Origin of the sequence: Deinococcus alpinitundrae, assembly GCF_009982895.1 — a bacterium.
Taxonomy (GTDB): Bacteria; Deinococcota; Deinococci; order Deinococcales; family Deinococcaceae; genus Deinococcus; species Deinococcus alpinitundrae.
On the sequence record NZ_WXZL01000004.1, the window covers coordinates 196,679 to 216,977 of the forward strand.

The 20,299-nt window shown below is 66.6% G+C and carries 25 protein-coding genes; 14 read left to right on the forward strand and 11 right to left on the reverse strand.

What is annotated here, in order from left to right; translation table 11 throughout:
* The first annotated feature begins 222 nt into the window (after positions 1-222).
* Genes nrdI through GUI70_RS05405 form a run of 4 tightly spaced genes read left to right on the forward strand, consistent with a single transcriptional unit; the run spans position 223 to position 4,045 of the window.
* A complete protein-coding gene (nrdI, locus tag GUI70_RS05390) occupies positions 223-594 on the forward strand; it encodes a class Ib ribonucleoside-diphosphate reductase assembly flavoprotein NrdI (RefSeq protein WP_202630407.1) in 372 nt (123 codons plus the stop codon).
* Positions 595-637: 43 nt separating this feature from the next.
* Positions 638-2,725 carry a class 1b ribonucleoside-diphosphate reductase subunit alpha gene (gene nrdE, locus GUI70_RS05395; RefSeq protein ID WP_161881267.1) on the forward strand — a complete coding sequence of 696 codons (2,088 nt, stop codon included), beginning with the start codon at positions 638-640 and terminating at the stop codon, positions 2,723-2,725.
* 32 nt (positions 2,726-2,757) lie between these two features.
* Complete coding sequence (locus tag GUI70_RS05400; protein WP_161881268.1) at positions 2,758-3,780, forward strand: ribonucleotide-diphosphate reductase subunit beta; 1,023 nt, start codon at positions 2,758-2,760, stop codon at positions 3,778-3,780.
* Positions 3,773-4,045, forward strand: coding sequence for a YbbN family protein (locus GUI70_RS05405; protein WP_161881269.1), 273 nt, complete (start codon positions 3,773-3,775; stop codon positions 4,043-4,045). The genes GUI70_RS05400 and GUI70_RS05405 overlap by 8 nt, the downstream gene beginning before the upstream one ends.
* On the opposite strand, the gene GUI70_RS05410 is transcribed toward GUI70_RS05405, so the two are convergent.
* Complete coding sequence (locus tag GUI70_RS05410) at positions 3,999-5,000, reverse strand: helix-turn-helix transcriptional regulator (RefSeq protein ID WP_161881270.1); 1,002 nt, start codon at positions 4,998-5,000, stop codon at positions 3,999-4,001. The genes GUI70_RS05405 and GUI70_RS05410 overlap by 47 nt on opposite strands.
* Before the next feature lie 94 nt (positions 5,001-5,094).
* On the opposite strand from GUI70_RS05410, the gene GUI70_RS05415 reads away from it, so the two are divergent.
* From GUI70_RS05415 to GUI70_RS05440, 6 genes are read left to right on the forward strand one after another with little or no spacing between them, the layout of a single operon-like run.
* Positions 5,095-5,577, forward strand: coding sequence for a DinB family protein (locus GUI70_RS05415; RefSeq protein ID WP_161881271.1), 483 nt, complete (start codon positions 5,095-5,097; stop codon positions 5,575-5,577).
* Positions 5,567-5,977 carry a DUF3224 domain-containing protein gene (locus GUI70_RS05420; protein WP_161881272.1) on the forward strand — a complete coding sequence of 137 codons (411 nt, stop codon included), beginning with the start codon at positions 5,567-5,569 and terminating at the stop codon, positions 5,975-5,977. The genes GUI70_RS05415 and GUI70_RS05420 overlap by 11 nt, the downstream gene beginning before the upstream one ends.
* Positions 5,978-5,985: 8 nt before the next feature.
* Positions 5,986-6,276, forward strand: a complete 291-nt coding sequence (locus tag GUI70_RS05425) for a DUF1905 domain-containing protein (protein WP_161881273.1) — start codon at positions 5,986-5,988, stop codon at positions 6,274-6,276.
* Between the two features lie 37 nt (positions 6,277-6,313).
* Complete coding sequence (locus GUI70_RS05430; protein WP_161881274.1) at positions 6,314-6,808, forward strand: DinB family protein; 495 nt, start codon at positions 6,314-6,316, stop codon at positions 6,806-6,808.
* 1 nt (position 6,809) lies between these two features.
* Entirely contained in the window at positions 6,810-7,316 is a 507-nt protein-coding gene (locus GUI70_RS05435) for a DinB family protein (protein WP_161881275.1), read from the forward strand.
* Complete coding sequence (locus GUI70_RS05440; RefSeq protein ID WP_161881276.1) at positions 7,313-7,840, forward strand: DinB family protein; 528 nt, start codon at positions 7,313-7,315, stop codon at positions 7,838-7,840. Before GUI70_RS05435 ends, GUI70_RS05440 begins: the two co-directional genes overlap by 4 nt.
* A gap of 37 nt (positions 7,841-7,877) precedes the next feature.
* On the opposite strand, the gene GUI70_RS05445 is transcribed toward GUI70_RS05440, so the two are convergent.
* Both GUI70_RS05445 and GUI70_RS05450 read right to left on the reverse strand, forming a co-directional pair.
* The gene (locus tag GUI70_RS05445; RefSeq protein WP_161881277.1) at positions 7,878-8,393 is read right to left on the reverse strand and encodes a hypothetical protein; all 516 of its coding nucleotides are present in this window, start codon (positions 8,391-8,393) and stop codon (positions 7,878-7,880) included.
* A 288-nt stretch (positions 8,394-8,681) separates the two neighbouring features.
* Positions 8,682-10,877, reverse strand: a complete 2,196-nt coding sequence (locus GUI70_RS05450; RefSeq protein ID WP_161881278.1) for a hypothetical protein — start codon at positions 10,875-10,877, stop codon at positions 8,682-8,684.
* Between the two features lie 216 nt (positions 10,878-11,093).
* Here GUI70_RS05450 and alr point away from each other — a divergent pair, with 216 nt between their 5' ends.
* Positions 11,094-12,152, forward strand: coding sequence for an alanine racemase (gene alr, locus GUI70_RS05455; RefSeq protein WP_161881279.1), 1,059 nt, complete (start codon positions 11,094-11,096; stop codon positions 12,150-12,152).
* A 3-nt stretch (positions 12,153-12,155) separates the two neighbouring features.
* Here alr and GUI70_RS05460 read toward each other — a convergent pair whose 3' ends face one another.
* Entirely contained in the window at positions 12,156-12,830 is a 675-nt protein-coding gene (locus GUI70_RS05460; RefSeq protein ID WP_161881280.1) for an HAD-IA family hydrolase, read from the reverse strand.
* Positions 12,831-12,854: 24 nt separating this feature from the next.
* Positions 12,855-13,406, reverse strand: a complete 552-nt coding sequence (locus tag GUI70_RS05465; RefSeq protein WP_161881281.1) for an HD domain-containing protein — start codon at positions 13,404-13,406, stop codon at positions 12,855-12,857.
* A 67-nt stretch (positions 13,407-13,473) separates the two neighbouring features.
* Between GUI70_RS05465 and GUI70_RS05470 the strand changes: the two genes are divergently transcribed.
* Positions 13,474-14,529, forward strand: a complete 1,056-nt coding sequence (locus GUI70_RS05470) for an agmatine deiminase family protein (RefSeq protein WP_161881282.1) — start codon at positions 13,474-13,476, stop codon at positions 14,527-14,529.
* 28 nt (positions 14,530-14,557) lie between these two features.
* Here GUI70_RS05470 and GUI70_RS05475 read toward each other — a convergent pair whose 3' ends face one another.
* A complete protein-coding gene (locus GUI70_RS05475) occupies positions 14,558-14,998 on the reverse strand; it encodes a TlpA family protein disulfide reductase (protein ID WP_161881283.1) in 441 nt (146 codons plus the stop codon).
* A gap of 33 nt (positions 14,999-15,031) precedes the next feature.
* On the opposite strand from GUI70_RS05475, the gene GUI70_RS05480 reads away from it, so the two are divergent.
* Positions 15,032-15,793, forward strand: a complete 762-nt coding sequence (locus GUI70_RS05480) for an ABC transporter substrate-binding protein (protein WP_161881284.1) — start codon at positions 15,032-15,034, stop codon at positions 15,791-15,793.
* A gap of 86 nt (positions 15,794-15,879) precedes the next feature.
* Positions 15,880-17,028: an LCP family protein gene (locus tag GUI70_RS05485; RefSeq protein WP_161881285.1), complete on the forward strand. Its 1,149-nt coding sequence runs from the start codon at positions 15,880-15,882 to the stop codon at positions 17,026-17,028.
* Positions 17,029-17,071: 43 nt separating this feature from the next.
* Here the strand turns inward: GUI70_RS05485 and GUI70_RS05490 are convergent, their stop codons facing one another.
* From GUI70_RS05490 to GUI70_RS05510, 5 genes are read right to left on the reverse strand one after another with little or no spacing between them, the layout of a single operon-like run.
* Positions 17,072-17,569: a GNAT family N-acetyltransferase gene (locus tag GUI70_RS05490; protein ID WP_161881286.1), complete on the reverse strand. Its 498-nt coding sequence runs from the start codon at positions 17,567-17,569 to the stop codon at positions 17,072-17,074.
* The gene (locus GUI70_RS05495) at positions 17,566-18,120 is read right to left on the reverse strand and encodes a QcrA and Rieske domain-containing protein (RefSeq protein WP_161881287.1); all 555 of its coding nucleotides are present in this window, start codon (positions 18,118-18,120) and stop codon (positions 17,566-17,568) included. The genes GUI70_RS05490 and GUI70_RS05495 overlap by 4 nt, the downstream gene beginning before the upstream one ends.
* 13 nt (positions 18,121-18,133) lie before the next feature.
* A complete protein-coding gene (locus GUI70_RS05500) occupies positions 18,134-19,189 on the reverse strand; it encodes a c-type cytochrome (protein WP_237724714.1) in 1,056 nt (351 codons plus the stop codon).
* Positions 19,186-19,689: a cytochrome c-type biogenesis protein gene (locus tag GUI70_RS05505; protein WP_237724715.1), complete on the reverse strand. Its 504-nt coding sequence runs from the start codon at positions 19,687-19,689 to the stop codon at positions 19,186-19,188. The genes GUI70_RS05500 and GUI70_RS05505 overlap by 4 nt, the downstream gene beginning before the upstream one ends.
* Positions 19,690-19,713: 24 nt before the next feature.
* Positions 19,714-20,271: a TlpA family protein disulfide reductase gene (locus tag GUI70_RS05510; protein WP_161881289.1), complete on the reverse strand. Its 558-nt coding sequence runs from the start codon at positions 20,269-20,271 to the stop codon at positions 19,714-19,716.
* Positions 20,272-20,299: the final 28 nt, after the last annotated feature.

Genomic DNA, 20,299 nt, shown 5'->3' on the forward strand with positions numbered 1-20,299 from the left:
TCGAAACAGACGGGCTACAAGATGTAGTACCCGACCGCCCCGTATCAGCCGCTCCCAAGTCAGAGTGCAGCCAATGCTGGCCGCGGTTTGCCCTGCGAAGTTTACACCCTCCGACGCCTCTTCGCCCTCTTCAAGGAGTGTCATGCACGTCCTGAACTCAAGCCAAACCCAGCATCCCGGCCCGGTGCGGATGCTTTTTCTCTTGCCCGCGGTGCTCGGCTGATGCAGCTCGTCTACGATTCGCTGACCGGCAACGTGCGCCGCTTTGCCGAGGACCTGGCGCGGCAACTCGGCGGCCCTCCGGCGCTCGCCATGCGCGAGGCCCAGCACTTGCCCGGCGATTACCTGCTGCTCACCTACACCTTCGGCACCGGCGGCGTGCCCGCCAGCACCCAGGCCTTTTTGCAGCAACACGCAGCCCGCCTGCGCGGGGTGGTATCGAGCGGCTCGTTTCACTGGGGCCAGAATTTTGCCCGCGCCGCCGATGTGATCGCCGGTCAGTACGGCGTGCCGGTGGTTGCCAAGATCAACAAGGCGGGCAGCGCCGCCAACCGGGTGCAGGTGCTGGAGTGGATCGGCGAGCGCAGAGCATAAAAGCGGCAGGCAACCAAGAACAGGCCCCAAAGGATGTGAACGGATGGAACGCTGGATCGAACTCAACAATAAAGTCATCGCCGGAAACGTGGTGCAGCCGCAACACGACAAAGACGCGCTGCAAGTCTACTTTCAGGAGAAAGTCAATCCCAACACGGTCTTTTTTCACGACCTGAAGGAGAAGATCCGTTACCTGACCGAGCACGGGATCTGGGACGCCTCCCTCTTTGAGCGCTACGCCCCGGAAGATGTGCGGGCGGTGTTCGAGCGGGCCTACAGCTACAAGTTCCACTTTCAGTCGTTCATGGGGGCCAGCAAGTTCTACAACGAGTACGCCACCATGACCCCCGACCGCTCGCGCTGGCTGGAGCGCTACGAGGACCGCATGGCGATCACGGCGCTGGCCCGCTCGGAAGGTGTGGAGGAAGCGCTGGAACTCGTGCACCACCTGGTGACGCAGACCTTCACGCCCGCCACGCCCACGCTGATGAACTCCGGCAAGGCCAACACCGGAAGATTGGTGAGCTGCTTTCTGCTGCAAGACTGCACCGACAACCTCGATTCCATCACCAAAACGCTCTCGTTCGTCGCTGAACTCAGCAAGGGCGGCGGCGGCATCGGGGTGGAGGTCAGCAACCTGCGGGCACGCGGCGAGAGTCTGCGCGGCATTCAGAATGTCACCAAGGGGGTCATGGGCGTCGCCAAGATGCTCGACAACATGCTGCGCTACGCCGATCAGGCCGGGCAGCGGCCCGGAGCCGGAGCGATCTACCTGAGCGTCATGCACGCCGACTTCCTGGACGTGCTGAGCGCCAAGAAAATCGCCTCCGACGAGGATTCGCGCCTCAAAACCCTGAGTGTCGGCGCGACCATTCCCGACATGTTCATGGAAAAAGCCCGGCTGGGCGAGGACATCTTCCAGTTCTATCCGCACTCGCTGTGGAAGGAAACCGGACAGGAGTTCAGCGACATCGACTGGACCCGCGACTATCAGGCACTGGCCGACAACGCCAACATCTGCAAGAAGCGCGTCTCAGCCCGCCGGGTACTTGAAGAGATCGCGGTGACCCAGGGCGAGAGCGGCTACCCCTACCTGCTGTTTGAGGGCAACGCCAACCGCGTCAATCCGATTGCCAACGTGGGCAGCATCAAGATGAGCAACCTCTGCTCGGAAATCTTGCAGCCGACCCTACCGAGTTACTTTCACGCCTACGGTCAGGAAGCCAAAGACCGCATCGGACTGGACGTGTCGTGCAACCTGTCGTCCCTGGTCATTGAGCAGACCATGCACAGCGGCGACATCGGACGGGTGGTCACGGCGGCCATTGGCCTGCTCGACAACGTGGCCCGCTCGACCAGCGTCACCGAAGTGCCCGCCGTCAAGCGGGCCAACGACGAGATGCGCTCGATCGGGCTGGGTGCGATGGGCCTGCACTCGTTTCTGGCGGGCCAGGAACTGATCTACGGCAGCCCCGAGGCGCTGGAGTTCGTGGACGTGTTCTTCGCGGCGGTGCATTACCACGCCCGCAGGGCCAGCATGCAGATCGCCAGGGACACCGGCTTCGTGTTCTCGGGCTTCGAGGGCAGCCGCTACCAGTCGGGCGAGCACTTCGCCCAGTACCTGGAGCGCGACTTCACGCCGCAGGGTGCCGAAATCGCCGCACTGTTCGAGGGTCACGCGCTGCCCACCCGTGCTGACTGGCAGCAGCTCGTCAGTGACATTCAGCAGCATGGCCTGGCCCACTCGTTCGTGATGGCGGTTGCGCCCACCGGCAGCATCAGCTACGTGTCGCACGCGAGTGCCAGCATCATGCCGATCACCGAGCGCGTGGAGACCCGCACCAGCAACAAGGCGCGCACCATCTACCCGATGCCGCACCTGTCAGCCGACACCGAGTGGTACTACGAGGAAGCCTACGACATGGACCAGCGCCGGGTGCTCGACACCGTGGCCGCCGCTCAGAAGCACGTGGATCAGGGCATCAGCTGCACCCTGTTCGTGCCGAGCACCACCAGCACCCGCGCCCTGCAAGCCTATTACCTCTACGCCTACCGGCTGGGCATCAAAACCTTGTATTACACCCGGATGCGCAAGACCAATCTGGAAGAGTGCCTGAGCTGCGTCGTCTGAGCTGTTTTCACTTCAAGGTCTAAGGAGTCCCCATGTCCCCTTTCTCTGCCACCAACTGGTCCGAACCCGAAGACGGGTTTTCGACCACCTTCTACGAGAAGTACACCTCCCAGCTGTGGTTTCCTGAAGAAATTCCGCTGAGCAACGACGCCCTGGTCTGGAAGTCGCTGAGCGACGACGAGCGCTGGACCTACATCCACGCCTCGGCGGGACTGAACGCGCTCGACACCTTGCAGGGCGAAGTCGGCATGCCTGCGCTGCGCAGCCTGATCGACGGGCACATCCGCAAGGCGACGCTGCAATTTCAGGGCGTCATGGAAGATATTCACGCCCGCAGCTACAGCCTGATGAACAAGACCTTCCTCTCCACCAGCGAGGAGCGCGAGGTCTTCGAGTGGGTCAGAACCCAGCCGCAACTGCAATTCAAGATCAGCTTTATTCAGGGTGTGTTTGCCGACCCCGACGTGTCCAACCTGGGGTTGTGGAAGAAGCTGGCGGTGTCGTGCATGCTGGAGACGGCCCTGTTTTACAGCGGCTTCTTTTACCCGCTTTACATGGCCGGGCAGGGCCGGATGGTCTCGGCGGGCGAAATCTTCAACCTGATTATTCTGGACGAGGCGCTGCACGGGGTGTATGTGGCGCTGCTGGCCCAAGAGAAGTTCGGGCTGATGAACCCCGCTGAGCAGGCCTACGCGAGGGCCTGGTACGCCCAGACCTTGCAGACCCTCTACCAGAACGAGCTGGCCTACACCGACGTGCTGTACGCGGGCGTCAACCTGATCGGCGAGGTCAAGCGCTTTATCCGCTTCAACTGCAACGTGCTGGCCGACAATCTGGCCCTGGAGCGCCCCTTCCCCGACAAGGAGATCAACCCGGTGGTGCAAAACGGCATCGAGGCACGCGGCACCACCCACGATTTTTTCAGCGCCAAGGGCAGCAGCTACAGCAAGGTGCGGGTCGAAACGCTGAGCGACGCCGATGTGGAAGCCATCTGGGCCGGCGGCTTCCCCGATCTGAACGTCTCAAACCAGGTTGTGCGGGTGAGCCATGACTGAACCCATGACCCGGCCCTTCGTTCTGCTGACCCAGAACGACTGCCCCAACTGCGACCGCTTGAAAATGATGCTCGCCAAACCACTCAAGGGCCAGTTCGACGACCGGATCGTAATGCTTCACCGCCAAAACGACGCGGACGAGTTCGCCGCCCTGACGGCCGCCCACCACATCCAGACGACCCCGGCGCTGCTCCACCTGCCGTCGGGCCGGGTGCTGCTCAACACGGGCGGGCTGGGCGAGGTTCAGCGCTTTCTGGCAAGCTGAGCTTTTCTCCTTCTGCCAGCGCCCGGCAGCGCTTGGCCAACGCGCCAAAAATGACGTAGAGCTGCGGCGGCTGTTCAATCCGGATATCGCAGCCCAGGCCCAGCAGCATGGCGGCAAACGCCTCCAGATGCTCGCGCTGGGCCTGCAACCGTGTGCCGCCGCCCTCCTCCGTCAAGGTGGTGCCCCAGCTCGACACCCGCCCGCGCAGTTCGCTCATCGGCAAGCCCAACCACACGCTGACCTTCTGACTTTCGGGCGTGGCGGGCAGGGTAGCGCGCAGGTAGCTCAGCGCATCGAAGTCTTCGGGCGGAGTGAACGTGGCGTCCAGCACCCGGAGCGCCGATATCCGGTCGAGCCGGAAGCAGCGCAAAGCCCGCCGGATATGACACTGGCCCACCGCGTACCAGCTGCCGCCAAACTGGGCGACCCGGTAGACGTCCACGTCGCGCAGCGAGTCGGCGCTGAGGCGCGAGCGGTAGGCAAAATGCACTGCCCTGTGTTCGCGCACCGCCCGCAGCAGCGTTGCCAACAGTGCAGCGTCGGTGCTGACCACCCAGTCCGAGGCTTCGAGTTGCACGGCGGCTTCCAGCGCCTCCATTTCCTGCCTCAGCACGTGCGGCAGGGTGCGCCTGAGCTTGGCTCCCGCGCCCTGCACCGCCGGGGTCAGCGACGTGAGGCCCAAATGTTGCAGCGCCTTGAGGCCCAGCGCCAGGCTGAGCGCTTCCTCGCCGCTGAACATCAGGGGCGGCAGGCGGAAGCCGGGCCTGAGGCGGTACGCGCCGCCCACGCCCCGGCGCGATTCCACCGGAATGCCCAGGTCTTGCAGCCGCGCCACGTAGCGCTGCACCGTGCGCGGGCTGACCTCCAGCCGGCGGGCCAGCTCCGGCCCGGTCACCTGTTCACGGGCCTGTAAGAGTTCCAGCACCGTCAGCACCCGCATGGATGGGTCGTACATGCAGCTTATGCTGCCACATAAACACGACACCTCCTGACGGGTATCGGGACTAAGCTGTAAACAGAACCACCCGAACCCATTTGGAGGTAACGATATGACCCAGACCGCGAGTGCTCCCGCCCTGCTGACGCCCGAAGACTTGCTCTCTCATTGGCAGGGCCACCGCCGCCTGACCCGCCGGGTGATCGAGGCGTTCCCAGAAGACCAGCTGTTCAGCTTTGCCATCGGCAGCATGCGCCCGTTCGGGGTGATGGCCTGGGAGATTCATCAGGTGAGCGAGCTGACCCTGACGGGTTTGCTGAGTGGTGAGTGGGCCATGCCTCAGTGGCGCGACGGGGTAGCGTCCAACCGCCGCGAGTTGCTGCACGTCTGGGACGCCCTGACGGCGCAGCTCGACCGGGAGTTCCTCAAGGTGGACCCCGCCTTCTACACCCAGCAACACAGCTTGCCCTGGGGAGAGATGCCCGGCTGGGTGGCGACGATCTACTGTATCGACAACGAGATTCACCACCGGGGCGAGGGCTACGTGTACCTGCGGGCGCTGGGCACCGAGCCACCCGCCTTCTATGAGCGCTGAGCACCCGGCGCGGGTCGCCACCGGAACCTTCACGGTCCAGCCGCGCAGCGATGCCCCCGCGCCGCTGGTGCCTGAAATCGGGCGGACGCTGCTCGACAAGACCTGGAGCGGCGACCTGACCGGGCAGAGCGTGGTGGAGATGCTGAGCTTCATGACGCCTGTAGAAGGCTCGGCGGTGTACGTGGCGATTGAAGTCGTGCAGGCCACGCTCGGCGGCAAACCGGGCCACTTCGCCTTCTACCACGCGGGCATCAGCGAACGCGGCGAGCAGAGTCTGACCTACCGCGTGGTGCCCGATTCCGGCAGCGGGGAACTCGTCGGCCTGGGCGGTGAGCTGCAGCTGGAGCGGGCAGGCGGCGTGCACCATTACACCCTCAGCTACACGCTGCCCGAAGGTTGAGAGGCGAGGTGACCTTTGAATTCAGCGGTCCGCTGTGGTTCTGGAAAGGCCCGGCTCCCCATTACTTCGTGACGGTTCCAGCGGCAGAGTGCCTAGACATCAAAGCCGCCGCCCGACTCGTGACCTACGGCTGGGGCATGGTCCCGGTTCGCGCCGTGGTGGGCGATACCGAATGGACGACCTCGCTGTTTCCCAAAGACGGGTCGTACATCTTGCCCATCAAGGCCAGCGTGAGGCAATCAGAGCATCTGGCGGAAGGCGACGTGCTGACCATTCAGATGGCGCTGGGCCGCCACTGAGACCACATCCTGAATCTCGATCCACCCGGAGGCTTCCATGCCCGATCTGACCCTGCTCCACGAATCGTTTCGCCGCAACGGGCGCGTCAACGACATTTTGCTCAGCGCCCTCACTCCGGCAGACCTTGCGCTGTCCGATGGGCACGGCGGCTGGACGGTGGGCCACCACCTGACCCACCTGGCGGGCTTCCGTCAGGATTGGCTCTCCAACATCTCGCCGGAACACGCCGATGGGCTGTTCGCCCCGGTCAAGGGAGGCGAGCTTCCCGACACGCAGACGCTGGCCGCCGCCTTCCAAGCTGGAGACGCAGCGGCACTGAGGGCGGTGCGGGCCGCGCTGGACGAGAACCGCAGCTTCCCCGATCCCTGGAATGAGGGCACCTACCAGAGCAGCCCGGCTCACTTCCTGCAACACATCATCGTCCACGACAGCCACCACCGGGGCCAGATCATGGCTCTGCTGCGGGCGGGCGGCCACACAGCGGAAGAAATGGACGCGCTCGACCACCACTGGGCCATCTGGCGGGAGTGAGATGGTCTCCGATTTGCTGCCTGCCCTGCTGGACTCCTGGGACCGGAACAGCACCCTGCTGCTCAACCTGCTGCGTCTGCTGCCGGAAGGCGGGCTGGGCGTCCGGGCCACGGCAAGCGGACCGACCGTCGCGCAACTGCTCACCCACATTCACTCGGTTCGGCTATCTCTCGTCGCCGAGAATGCCCCGGAGTTCCTGCCGAGCCTCCCGCCGGACCTGTCGCCCGCCGAGGAGTGGACTGACGAACGCGACCCTGCCCAGATTGAGCGAATGCTGGCCGCCAGCGCTCAGGTGGTGCACGACGCCGTGCAGGGCCGGACCCAGGCAGGTCAGGCCATGAACCTTCACTACGATCACCCGCTGCTGATGCTCCAGCACCTGATCTGGCACGAGGGCTATCACCACGGTCAGATCAAGCTGGCCCTCAAGCTCGCGGGTCAGGCCATCGCCGACGAGGACGCCGGACCGGGGACCTGGGGCGTCTGGATGAATAAGGAGCCGAAATGAACATTCCCGAAATGTACGACTACGTCATGCGTGCCCGCCGCGACCTCTGGGCCACGCTGGAAGCGGTGCCGGACGAGGTGCTGTCGCGCCCACTGCTTCAGGGCGAGCGATTTCACTGCATCAAGGATCTGGTGGCCCACACCGCCGGCGTGGAGGACGGCTGGCTGCACTTCACCATTCTGCAAGACACGCCAGTCGAGGACGCCTTTCCCGCCATCAGAGATGCCGGAAACGGCCCGGTCTACGCTGAGTTCTCACTCTCGGCGCTGCTGGACTACCGGCGGGCCGTCGAAACCAGCACCCTGGCTTACCTAGCCGCACTCACCGACGCCGACTTGGAGCGCGTTGTGGAGGACTCGCCCACCGAATCTTTCAAGCTGGACGGCCTGCTGTGGCACGTCATGCTGCACGAGGTCCGCCACACCGCCCAGATCTGCGCCCTGCTGCGGACCCAGGGCATCAAACCACCCTCGCTGGACCTGCTGTTTTATCTGCCAAACCTGGGCGCTCAGCCCCGGACCTGACGGCGGACCGTTGCCGCCCGAGTTCCCGCGCCCAGGTTTACGGCCCGGTATTCACGACCGCTTTGTTGTCGCGCAGCTTGTAGGACTTGCCCGCCGCATCACGGAAGGTCAGGACGACCTGCACGGCGTCGCGCGGTGAGAGGTCGGCGCTGCCGCGCCCCACCGCCTGCAAGCATCCTGCCCCCTCCGGCCCGGCGGCGCAGCGGCGGCTGTCCTGGGCCGCCACCCCGGAGCGCCACACCCCGCCCTCGGTAATCACGTACACCCCCGTCACCTTCAAGCTGGGCAGGGTCAGACCCTTCGGATCGCTGCTGGCACGCAGCTTGACCGGCACCACGAAATTCACGGCGCAACTCTTGCCGGAGCAGGGCAACCCGGCACTCAGGACAGGCGCGGCCTCGGCGCTGAGCTTGACCCCGCCGATGGTGAGCTTGGTCGGCGCGGCCAGCAGTTCGCCAGCACTCAGCAGCGGCGCACTCGGGGCTGGACCGGTCGCCGTGCCGCAGGCCCACAACAGGGGCACGAGCAACAGAGCGAGGGCGGGACGGTTCATGCCGCTCAGTTTACCGTATTGAAGTTAACGTTTGACTGATGATTCTTACAGAGTCCAGCGCCACCACAATGTCTGCCAGCGGCAGCGTTGAAGCTGACATGCCCCCAGTTGCTTCAGATGGCCGCCTGATCATGGACGGGAAACAGAACAACCCCATACCTTCTCCGCACGTCTTTACATTCACCAACCGATTTGCGATGGTGCAGTAGCCCTCTTTCGAAGTGGAGCGTCAGCAAAAAACCTGCCCCGGTGAGGGAGCAGGTCTGGGAAATGACGGGCAGCGAAACGTTACCAGCGAATATCTGGCGGCGTCAGGATCTGGTCGGCGGGCAGGCTGGTCAGCAACTGATAGGTGAGGGTGTAGGTGCCGGGAATGACCCGCGACAGGGTGATGATGTCGCCGTCGATGCGCGGCGAGAGGTTGGCGAGGCTGGGGCCGTTGACCGTCACCGGGCCGCGCACCAGTGTCTGCGAGCCGCCGGGCAGCGGATCGGTGATCTGGACATTTTCCAGGGTGCTGTCGGCGGTGATCTGCAAGGTCACGGTGTAGCCGCCCTCGCTGGCCTCGATGCTCTTGGCGACGCCCGCGCGAGCGCCCTGCTCGACGTTGCGGGTGATGTTCGAGCCGCCGGGGCTGCGGACCCTGGCCTGCCCGGTGGTGCGCAAATTGACCGGATCGAGGGCCGCCTCGGCGCTGTCGGTGCGGCAGACCCGGACCGGCACCTTGAGGCGCAGCGGCGCGCTGGCCGACAGATCGCCGCGCAGGCTCAGCGGATAGTCGCTGCTCCAGCCTGCCGGAAGGTTGAGGTTGAGGGTGGCGGGCAGCTTGTAGGGAAAGTCTGTCTTGGCGGTGGCGGTGAGCTGCGTCACGTCGCAGGCGTTGAGCACGTCCGGGGTGGTCAGCAGCGTGACCTCGGTGCGCGGGGTGTACTCGATGGTCACCCGTCCGGTCGTGCCGTCCACCACGTGTCCGGGCGGCGGGGTGCCCACGCCGCTGCCGGGAATCTGGGTCGGTCCCACCGGGTAGTCGCCCGGCTGGAGCGGCAGGGTCACGGGGGTGCTGTAGGTCTTGCCGCCGAGCGTGAACGGCACGCCGGTCAGCGGAATGCGCTGGGTGCCGTAGATCGCCACCGAATCGACGCTCAGTGCGCCCTCGGGGGGCCGGGCCACAAAGCGCAGCTTCACGTCACCGGGGGTGTAGCGCAGCTCGGTCGGCGAGATCACGTTGCCGCTGCCCTGAATCACGGTGGCGCTCACCGGCACGTAACCGGGCGGCAGCACCGGGCGCACCGAATTGTCCTTGGCCTCCACATAGCTCGCGCCGGGAATCGGGCGGCCCTGGGGATCGACCACGTCGACCAGCAGTTTGTAGGGCGGGCGGGCCACGAAGCGCAGCTTGACGTCGCCGGGGGTGTAGCGCAGCTCGGTCGGCGAGATCACGTTGCCCTTGCCCTGCAGTACGGTGGCGCTCACCGGCACGTAGCCGCCGGGCAGCACCGGGCGCACCACATTGTCGCCGCCCACGGTGTAGCTCGCGCCAGGGATCGGCTGGCCCTGGAGGTCGACGACATCGACCAGCAATTGGCTGTTGATCTTGACGTTGGTGGGCGGGGTAAAGCCGCCGACCCGGGCGGGAATCGGCTTGTCGTCGAGCCGGAAACTGTAGGTCACGGCGTTGGAATACTGCTTGGTGGTGGGCAGCACCTTGATATACACCGCCCACTCGCCCACCATCGCGGCGGTGAGGGGGAACTTGACGGTGGCGTACTTGCCGTTGTCGCTGCTGGGCAAGTCGATGCGCTTGTTGCCGGGCTGGGCGACCCAGGTCTGGGCCTCACTGGGGCCGTCCACGTCGTAATCGGTGACGCTCAGCGTCTTGCCGACCCACTCGGCGGGCACCGTCAGGCGGGCCACCAGCAGATCACGCTGCTCGGTGTCGCGGGCGTTGATCGTGAAGTCGCTGGTCTCCAGGGTAAACGGGGAGGTCACCCGCAGAGCGAAGCTGTTCTTGCCGTCGCCGCTGCTGTTGACTTTCAGGGAGTAGGTTCCGGCGGGCAGACCCGATGCCCACAGACTTTCCCAGGTGTGCTCGCGGTTCATGCCGAAGGTGCGCTCAAAGACCTGCCCCGTGGTGCTGCTCAGCGTGAAGGTGGTCGAGAACTGGATGTTTTTCTGGTACAGCTCGTCGCCAAAGTAGCCTTCCGCCTTGGTCCGACGTCCGTCGGCGTAATCGGTGAGGTTGAGGGTCGGGCTGTAGACTTCCAGGCCGATGGGCTTGCCAGCGTCTTGGGCGGAGACCCGGATGACGTAGGTTTCGATGTCGATGGGCCACTTCTCGCCCACCGAGGCCAGGGGCAACACCCCGCCGGTCTGGGCCAGGGCAGGCGCGCCCAGCAAGGAGAGGGCCAGGAGCGAGAGCGGCAGGGCCTTGCCGAGTCGCAGGCGGGGCAGGCGGGTCAACCATCGGGCGTTCGGATCAGGCATGTGGTCTCCAGAAACTAAAACAGCTCACTGAGCGGGCGGCGGGCCGGGCGGCCACAGGGTGAGCACCGGGCCGGGGCGGCAGAAAAGGCGTACTTCTGCCAAAGCATACACGCCGCCTTCATATCGACGGTGAACCCCGCGCCTGCTCGAACCATTTGTTCTGGCGTCGCCGCAGCGGGGCTGACGACCCGCGCCGACTGCTCTATGCTGGGCGGTATGTTGGCCCGCGCCCGTGCCGAAATCTCCGTCTCTGCCCTGAAGCACAACGCCGCTCTCCTCGCCCGCCAAGCAGGGGCGCAGCTGATCGCCCCGGTCAAGGCCAACGCCTACGGACACGGGCTGGCGGTGGTGATGGGGGCGCTGCGCGAGTCGCCCGACGTGTGGGGCTTCGCGGTGGCCCTGCCGCGCGAGGCCCAGGCGCTCAGCGCCCTGAATCCCGGCAAGCCGGTGCTGCTGCTGACCCCCGCCGCGCCGGAGGAGTTCGCCGAACTCAGTGACCTGGGTGTGCGGCTGAGCGTCGGCACCGCTGCCGAGGTCGCGGCCCTGCCGAAGCACGCCCGCGTTCACCTGAAAGTCGAGACCGGCATGAACCGCAGCGGCGCGAGGCCCATCGAGGCCGTGCGGCTGGGCCAGCAGCTGGCCGATCTGGGGATGCTCGAGGGCGTCTACACCCATTTCGCCCGCGCCGACGAACCCGATCTCGGCCCGACTTACCAGCAGCTCGCTGTCTTTCAGGAAGTGCTGGCGCAGCTGCCCCCGGTGCTGGCGCACGCGGCCAACGGCGGCGGCGTGCTGGGGCTGGGCGCGGTGGACGGCTTGCCACTGGCCCGCCCCGGCCTGGCGCTCTACGGGTACGCGCCCGGGCACCTGCGAGACTCGTTCGCGCTGCGCCCGGCCCTGCGCCTCACGGCCCGCGTCGGCTCGCTTCACCGGGTCTACAGCGGCGAAACCATCAGCTACGGCGGCCTGTATACCGCAGGGCACGACCAGGACATCGCCACCGTGCAGTTCGGCTACGCCGACGGCTACCCGCGCAATGCCACCCTCAAAGCGCACTGCGTCGTGGGCGGGCAGGTTCGCCCGGTGCGGGGCCGCATCTGCATGGACCAGTTCATGCTGGACGTCAGCGGCCTGAACGTGCAGCCGGGCGACTGGATCGAGGTCTGGGGCGACGGGCCCGTCACACTCGGCGACGTGGCAGCCTGGGGCGAGACGGTGGACTACGAGGTGCTCACCGGCCTGGGCGAGCGGGTGGAGCGGGTGGCCGTGGAGTGAGCCTCAGACGGGCGCGGCGAATCCGGCGCTCTCCAGCAAAGCCCCCAGCGTCGTGAACGCTTCCAGGCGCGGCCAGTTCGGCCCGAACGGCTGGCTGGCCGTGACCTCGTTGGGCACCACCACCACCCGGACGCCCGCTGCCAGAGCCGCCGTGGCTCCGTTGAAACTGTCCTCGACAGCCAGGCAGTCCTCGGGCCGCAGGTTCAGGCGCTGGGCGGCCAGCGCGTAGAGTTCCGGGTCAGGCTTGACGCGGGCCACATCACCGCGCGTCGCCGTCACCTCGAACCAGGTCAGCAGGCCGTGTTGCGAGAGCCAGCGCGTGACCCACTCACGGTCACTGCTGGTCGCCAGCGCCAGCCGCAGCCCCGCGGCCCGCGCTTCCTCCAGCACCACCCGCACGCCGGGTCGTAACTCGGCGGCCTCGATGTCGGCGTGAATCAGGCCGCGCAGCTCCGCCTGGACCTCGGCTTGCCTGGCCTGCACCGCTTCCGGCAGACCCAGCCAGGGGTCGAAGGCGTCCCAGGTGCCGATGCCCTGCTGCCAGTCCGAGAGTGCCAGCGTTCGCCCGTGCTGGCTGTAGAGCGCTTCCCAGCGCCGGAATTCGTGCGTCTCGGTGTCGAGGATGGTGCCGTCGAAGTCGAAGATCAGGGCTTTGGGGGTGGGGCGAGCGTGGGTCATGGCCTCAGTTTAGGGCGGCACAAGTCAGGGCAGGGTGTCCGTTTCATTCATCTCCGCCATCGCCCTGAGCACGTTCGCCATGTGGGTGTCGAGGTCCACGCCGAGTTCTGATGCGCCCTGCACGACCTCCTCGCGGTTGACACCCCCCGCGAACGCCCTGTTCTTGAAGCGCTTTTTCAAGCTGGCGAGTTCGACCTGCTTCACGTCGCGGTCTGGCCGTACCAGGGCGGCAGCCTGCACCAGCCCGGTCAGTTCGTCCACTGCGAAGAGGGTTTGGGCGAGTTTGGTTTCGCGGGCCACACCGCTGTAGGTCGCGTGACCGAGAATGGCCGTCAGCACGTCCTCGCCCACATCGGTGTGCTCGCGCAGGTAGGTCACCCCCCAGAAGGGATGCTCGCCGGGGTAGCGCTCGTAGTCGAAGTCGTGAAGCAGCCCGGTCACAGCGTAGGTTTCCTCGTCTTCCTGCCAGAGCCGGGCGTAAAAGCGCATGGCCGCCTCCACGTTGAGCATGTGACGCTGCAACGACTCGGAGGGTGTGAACTGGGTCATGAGCTGGTAAGCTTCGTCGCGCTGCATGACCCCATGCTAGCGCGGGCCTCGGCCAGACGGTCCTGGCTGGACTGCCTCCGCTAGACTGGCAAGCATGCTGCACTTCTCTTTGCCCGACCCCACGCCCCGTGCTCTGGGCTTTGCCATGCCGCCGGAATGGGCCCCCCACGCCGCCACCTGGCTGGGCTGGCCCCAGGACGACGAGCTGTGGTTCGGTCATCTGGCGGGCGTGCGCGGCGAATTTGCCCAGCTGGTGCGCACCATCGCCCGCTTCGAGCCGGTACAGCTGATCGTGCGCGACGAGGAAAGCGAATCGGACGCCCGGACCCGGCTGGCCGGAGCCGATGTCACCTACCACCGCCAGCCGCTCGACGACGTGTGGCTGCGCGACAGCGGCCCGATCTTCGTGACACGCGGCCAGCAGCTCTCACTGATCAACTGGCGCTTCAACGCCTGGGGCGGCAAGTTCGAGTATCAGCATGACAATCAGGTGCCGGAATACGTGGCGGGAGCGCTCGGCCTGAGCCACTGGGACCGCCCCGAAGTGCTCGAAGGCGGCGGTCTGGAAGTCAACGGCGCGGGCGTGGGCCTGACGACCCGCTCGTGCTTCCTGACCGACACCCGCAATCCCGGGATGACTGAAGCGGACTACGCGGCGCTGCTGCAAGACACCCTCGGCATCGAGAAGCTGCTGTGGCTTGGCGGCGGCCTGGAAAACGACCACACCGACGGCCACATCGACACCATCACCCGCTTTACCGACCCGACGACCATCGTGACCAGCGTGGAGCGCGATCCCCGCGACGCCAATTTCGCGCCGATGCAGCGCAACCTGGCCGACCTGCACCAGATGACCGACGCGCACGGCCGGCCCTTCCGGGTCGTGGAGTTGCCGCTGCCCGCCGCCCGGCTGGAAGGGGCCGAGGGAAGGTTGCCGCCCACCTACGCCAACTTCTATATCGGCAACGGCTTCGTCGTGGTGCCGCAGTACGGAGACGTCAACGATCAGGCGGCGCTGGACAGCCTCAGCCCCCTCTTTCCGGAGCGCAAGGTGATCGGCCTGCCCAGCCGCCAGATCATCGAGGGCGGCGGCTCGTTTCACTGCGTGACGCAGCAGCAGCCGCTGGGCGAGGCGTGGCAAGGCGAGTAGAGCGTAACTGGGTCAGCTCGCCCACTGCTCAGCTGACCCACTGGGCGAGCAGATATTCCAGCCGCGTCTGTGCGCCCTCCTGCGAGCCGTAGACGCTGCGCAGCAATTCGCCGCCCGGCGCGAAGGCCAGCCAGTGCGGCGTGCCCTCGGTCTGCCAGTGCTCGGCCACCGAGCCGTCCAGATCGAGGGCCACCGGGAATGGCAGCCTGGCGTAGTCACGGGCAAAGTGGATCAGTTGCGGCTCGACCTGCCCGCGCGGGTACAGGCGGTGGCCCCGGCTGGTATGAACAGCGACGAAGTTGATTGACCCGCCGAACTCGGCGTGCAGACGTTTCATGAACGGAATGCCGCGCGACACACAGCCAGAACATTCCAGGTTGAAGAACTGCACCAGGCCGGGCCGGGTCCACGTCAGTGGGTCGGCCACCGGGTCCAGATGCACGAAATCGGCGAAACCAGGCCAGCGCATTTCGGCAGTCTTGCACGCGGTATCCTGCCCACCATGAACCGTTTTGCGCTCCTGCTGTCCACGCTGCTGATCGTTTCCTCCACGCTCGCCGCCAGCGTGGCCGACGTGAAGAAAAAAGGGGTGCTGGTGCTGGGCACCGACCCCACCTTCCAGCCGTTCGAGTTCAAGGGCACGGACGGCAGCATTCAGGGCTTCGACATCGACATTGCCAAGGCCATCGCCAAGGACCTCGGGGTCAAGCTTCAGATTCAGGCGGTGGGCTTCGGCGCTTTGATGCCGCAGTCGGTGACGTCCGGGCGGGTCGATCTGGCGCTGAGCGGTATCACCATCACGCCCGAACGGGCCAAGGTCGTGAGCTTCAGCAGTCCGTATTACCGCTCGGCGCAGGTGTTCATCGTCCGGGCGGGCAACCCCGGCAAGTTCGCCTGGCCCGCCGACGTCAAGGGCAAGACCATCGGGGTGCAGGCCAACACCACCGGGCAGTTCGCGGCGGGCGACAGCCTCAAGCCCAAGGGGGCCGTGATCAAGGTGTACGACGACTTCGCGGCGGGCCTGGCCGACGTGCGGGCCGGGCGCATCGCCGCCCTCATCGGTGACGCCCCCACCGTGACCGACCTCAAGAAGCGCTTGCCGGGCCAGTACGACCAGGCGGGCCAGGAACTCGTCGCCGAGGACTACGGCGCGGTGTTCAAGAAAGGCAGCGACCTGGCCGCCGCCGCCGACAGGACGCTGGCCCGCATGAAAAAAGACGGCGAATACCAGAAGCTGCTCGACAAATGGATCGTGCAGAAGTAACGCAAAAGCAACGCCGCACACTGGGAGCACGTGCCGGATCAACCGCTGCGCGTTTCCTCACCTGTCGGCTGCTAGATTGACGCTTGATGGCTGTTCGTCTCCTGCTGCTGCTGGCCCTGGCGGGCCTGCTGGCCCTGATTGCTCCCGCTTTGCCCGCGCTGTCGAAATACGGCGCGTTTCCCCGGACGCCCGAGCGCCCGGTCAATGTGCTGTTGGCGGGCGTGACGCCCGAATACGACGAGACCGCGGCGGTGTGGCCCTGGCCCGCCAAGCCTGAGGCGTTTACCTACCTCACCGATACCATCGTGCTGGCGCAGCTGCGGGCGGGGGGTCAGGTCGAGTTGCTGAGCATTCCGCGCGACACCTGGGTTGATCTCCCCGGCTTCGGCTACAGCAAGATCAACGCGGCCAATCGGCGCGGCGGCCCCGACGTTCTGGTCAAGACGGTGCAGAACCTGACCGGCCTACCGATCGACGGCTACGCCCTGCTGAGCCTCAACGCCCTGCGCGACCTCACCAACGCGTCCGGCGGCGTGACCCTCAACGTCCCGGAGGTCATGAAGTACGACGACAACGCCGGACATCTGCACGTTGATCTGCAACCCGGCAGGCAGCAGCTCAGCGGCACCCAGGTAGAGGGCTTTTTGCGCTTTCGCCACGACAACCTGGGTGACATTGGCCGGGTCACGCGCCAGCAGCTCTACCTCCAGGCGCTGGGCCACAAGCTGACCAGCCCGCTGAACGTCTGGCGCTGGCCCAGTGTGGTAAGCGCTCTGGACCGCAACACCAAGACCGACCTCAGCCGGGATGTGGTGGGCCGGACCCTCGGCGCGCTGATGGGCGGTCCCAAGATCAACACCCAGACCCTGCCCGGCAACTTCGGTCCCTCCGGCACCTGGACGCCGGACCGCAGCGGCATCCGAGAGCTGGTCGCCAAATCGTTCAGCGACCCGAACGATCCGCGCAGCCGCAGCGTGGCGATCGCCAATATCGACGCTCCGGCAGGCGCGGCCCGCGCCCTGCAAAACAAGCTGATTTCCGGCGGCTACAGCAATGTCTGGATCGCCAACTTGCAGCGGGTCAGCGCGCCGACCACCTTGATCACGGGTGCGGCGGGCGCGGCCCTAAGCAGCCTCAAAACCGATCTGGGCTACGGGCAGGTGCAGCCGGGCAGCGGGGCGCAGGGAGCCGACATCACCATTTTGCTCGGACGTGATACGCCGGTGCCGAATTGAAGACGAGCTATGGGGCGGAACGTTCAGACCCCATGCTGGCGCGTCAAACCCTCAATTCGTAGAGCACCACATCGTAGCCGTGAACCGTTTTGCGCCCACGCTCCTCGAAGCCGAACGTATCGTAGATGGCGCGCAGTTTGGGCCGGTTCCAGGCGGTGTCCAGGCGCAGAAATGAACAGCCGCTGGACCTCGCCTCGCTGAGCGCCGCCTCCAGCATCCGGCGGGCCAGGGCGCGTCCCTGAAATTCGGGCCGCACGCCCAGCTTGTGCAGGTACAGCGCTTCTCCCGGCGCGGCGTCGGGCCAGAACTCAGGGTCGGCCGTGAGCAGAATCATGGTGGCCACCGCCTGAGTATCCAACCAGCCGAGGCGAAAGCCCTCGGGCGGGTATTGGCGGGTGAGATGCTCAGTGGTGAGGGCCGAGGGCGGCCACAGCGGCTCGCCGCGCACCTGCCTATCACGGGCGGTGGCGGCCAGAATGCCCGCGCACAGCGGCAGCTCGGCAGGGCGAGCGGGCCGGACGCTCCAGCTCGGAGCCGTCATGTTCCCAGCACCGGGGCCGCCTCGATGCCGCTGGCCCACAGCGCCGCGCCGCGCACTTCAAGCCGGACGCGGGGCAGCGGGGCACGGGCCTTGCCGAACACCGCCTCGCCGGAGCGCAGCGGGTCGAACACGCTGAAGTGGCAGGGGCAGCCGAGTTTCGGTTCGCCGTCGGGCGGGCGGTAGCTGAAGCTGAAGGCCAGCACTTCCGGGTCCTTGACGAGGTTGACGGTGCAGCCTAGATGCGTGCAGATACGGCTGAAGGCGGCGTAGTGCCGATTGCCGACCTGCAGACTGCCGGAAGTGGCGGTGGGCAGCCGCAGCAGAATGCAGGGGCGCTTGCCGTAGATAAATTCCCGCTGCGCCCACACGCTGCCCAGCTCGCTCAGGGCGGCGACGCGCACGGCTGGCCCGGCCAGGTAGTCGGGTGCGCCCGGCTTGGCTTTGCCAAAAGTCACGCGGCTGGCGTAGTAGCCCATGTAACCGAACACGCCCACCGTCGCGCCGACCGGCAGCAGCCACCACTTTTCGAGCAGCTGTCTCCGGGTGGGCATCACGGCCTCCCGCTCACTGCTGCCACTCCTCCAGCCGGGTCAGCAGCGCCGAGAGTGGCGCGCCCTTGATGTTGGGAAAGGCGGGCATCGCGCCCTTGCCGTTCTGAATGACCGATTGCAGCGCGGCGCGGCTCAGGCGGCTCTCGTGGAGGTTAGGGCCGATGCCGCCGCGACCGCCCGCACCATGACAACTGGCGCAGTTGGCGGCGTAGACCCTTGACGCCGGGTCGGCCTGATCGCTGCTGGCGCGCAGGGTGGCGATCAGGTCGTCGGCGTCGCGCCCGGTGGGGTCGAGGCTGCGGTAGCGCTCCAGCGCGGCCAGGGCCAGCTTGCTCTCGCCGAAGTTGTTGAGGGCGTAGCCGAGCAGCAGCTGGCTTTCCGGGTCGCTCGGCGCCAGCTGGGCGGCGGTGCGCACCAGCAAGAAGGCCTGCGAGGCCTGCTGCTCACTCTTGGGCGCGGCACTGCCCTGGCCGCTCAACAGCATGATGCCCAGCCGCCGCAGCGCTTTGGGCTGCCGGGGGTCGAGCTTGAGCGCACCGGCGTAGGCCGCACTCGCCTGGTCGTACACGCTGGCGCTGAAGGCCGCGTCGCCCCAAGCCAGATAATCGGCCTTGTCATTGCTGCGCTGCGCCCGCGCTTGCAAGCCCGGCAAGCTGAGGGCGTCCTGAACCGCTAGGCGTTCGCCCGTATCGAGCGCCGCCAGTTGCCACTTCGGTACGAAAGTCACGGCTCCCACACCCACGACCAGCAGGGCCAGCACCACGCCGATCACGGCAGGCGGCAGCACGTTGCCGCGTCTGGGAGCAGGCGGCAGGCCGTCGAGGGCGCGCAGGGTGCGGGCGGCGCGGTGTTCCAGGTCGGGGCGGCGCACCTCGTCGCCGGAGCGGGTCAGCTCGGCCAGCAAAGCGTCGCGCTCGGCTTCCAGACGCAGGCGCTCGGCCGCATCCGGGTCGAGGGGGTCTGTGCCGGAGGGAGCGGCGGCAGTGGCGGGGCCACGCAGTGGCGACACCACTGCCACCAGGGCGGCCAGGGCCAGCAGCGCCAGCACACCGATCAGCACGGCACTCACGTCCCCCCCCGGCGCTCACGGGCCGTCTGTACCTGGGCGCGAATCTCGGCGAGGTAGGGGTCTTCGGGATCCTCGGCGTTGAGGGCCGGGTCAGCCGCCGCCAGCGAATCCACACCCGCAGCGCGCCGCTGACCGGCGAGGTACCGCAGCAGCGCCCCGCCGCCCAGCAGCAGCGCCAGCACTGGCAAGGCCCACAGCAGGGTTCCGGCCCAGTCGACAGGCGGCCTGAGCAGCACCCGCTGGCCGTAGCGCTCGCGGAAGTAGGCGTAGATCTGGTTATCAGTCTGCCCGGCCCGGGTCTGGGCACGGATCTCAGCGAGCATCTGGTGGCTGATGTCGTTGCCGCTCTCGGTGATCGGCAGCACGTCGCGGCAGATCGGACAGCGAATGCTCTCGCCGATGCGCGACACTTGCGCCTGCTGAAGCGGAGTCAGCGGTGCTGGCGCGGGCGACGCGGCCAGCACCGAGGCGCTGAGCAGCACGGCGAGCAGTACTGGCACCCAACGCAGCGACCGGCAGCGCACTTAGAAGGTCACCCCGATGGTTTTCAGGCCCGCCGAGAGCCGCTCGCGGGTCAGGCCGCCCCGGTCCACCGACTTGATCAGGCCGTCCGCGCCGATGAAGAAGGTTTCCGGCACGCCGGTAATGCCGTAATTGATCGACGTCTTGAGATCACTGTCGAGGAGGTTGGGGTAGGCCAGACCGTAGTCGGCGATGAACTTGCGCATGCGTCCCTGGTCGGGGTCCTGAAACAGCACGCCCACCACGTTGAGGCCGCCCCCGCCCTGCTGCTCGCTGACCTCGCGCAGCAGCGGCGCCTCATCGCGGCACGGCACACACCACGAGGCCCAGAAGTTGAGGATAAGCGGCTTGCCCCTGAGCTGGGCCAAGCTGAGCGTGCCGCCGTCGAGCGTCCTGAGTGCGAAGGTCGGCGCGGTCTGGCCCAGCAGCGGATCGCCGGTGCCGCTGGAGGTGTCCTTGGGCCGCAGCAGGGCAGCGCCCAGCGCCGCCACCAGCACGAAGGCCAGGGCCGGAGGGGCGAAGCGCCGCCAGGTGGGGGGAGTGAAGTGGAGTCTGGTCATGAATGGGATTTCCTTTGTGAACTCGGGC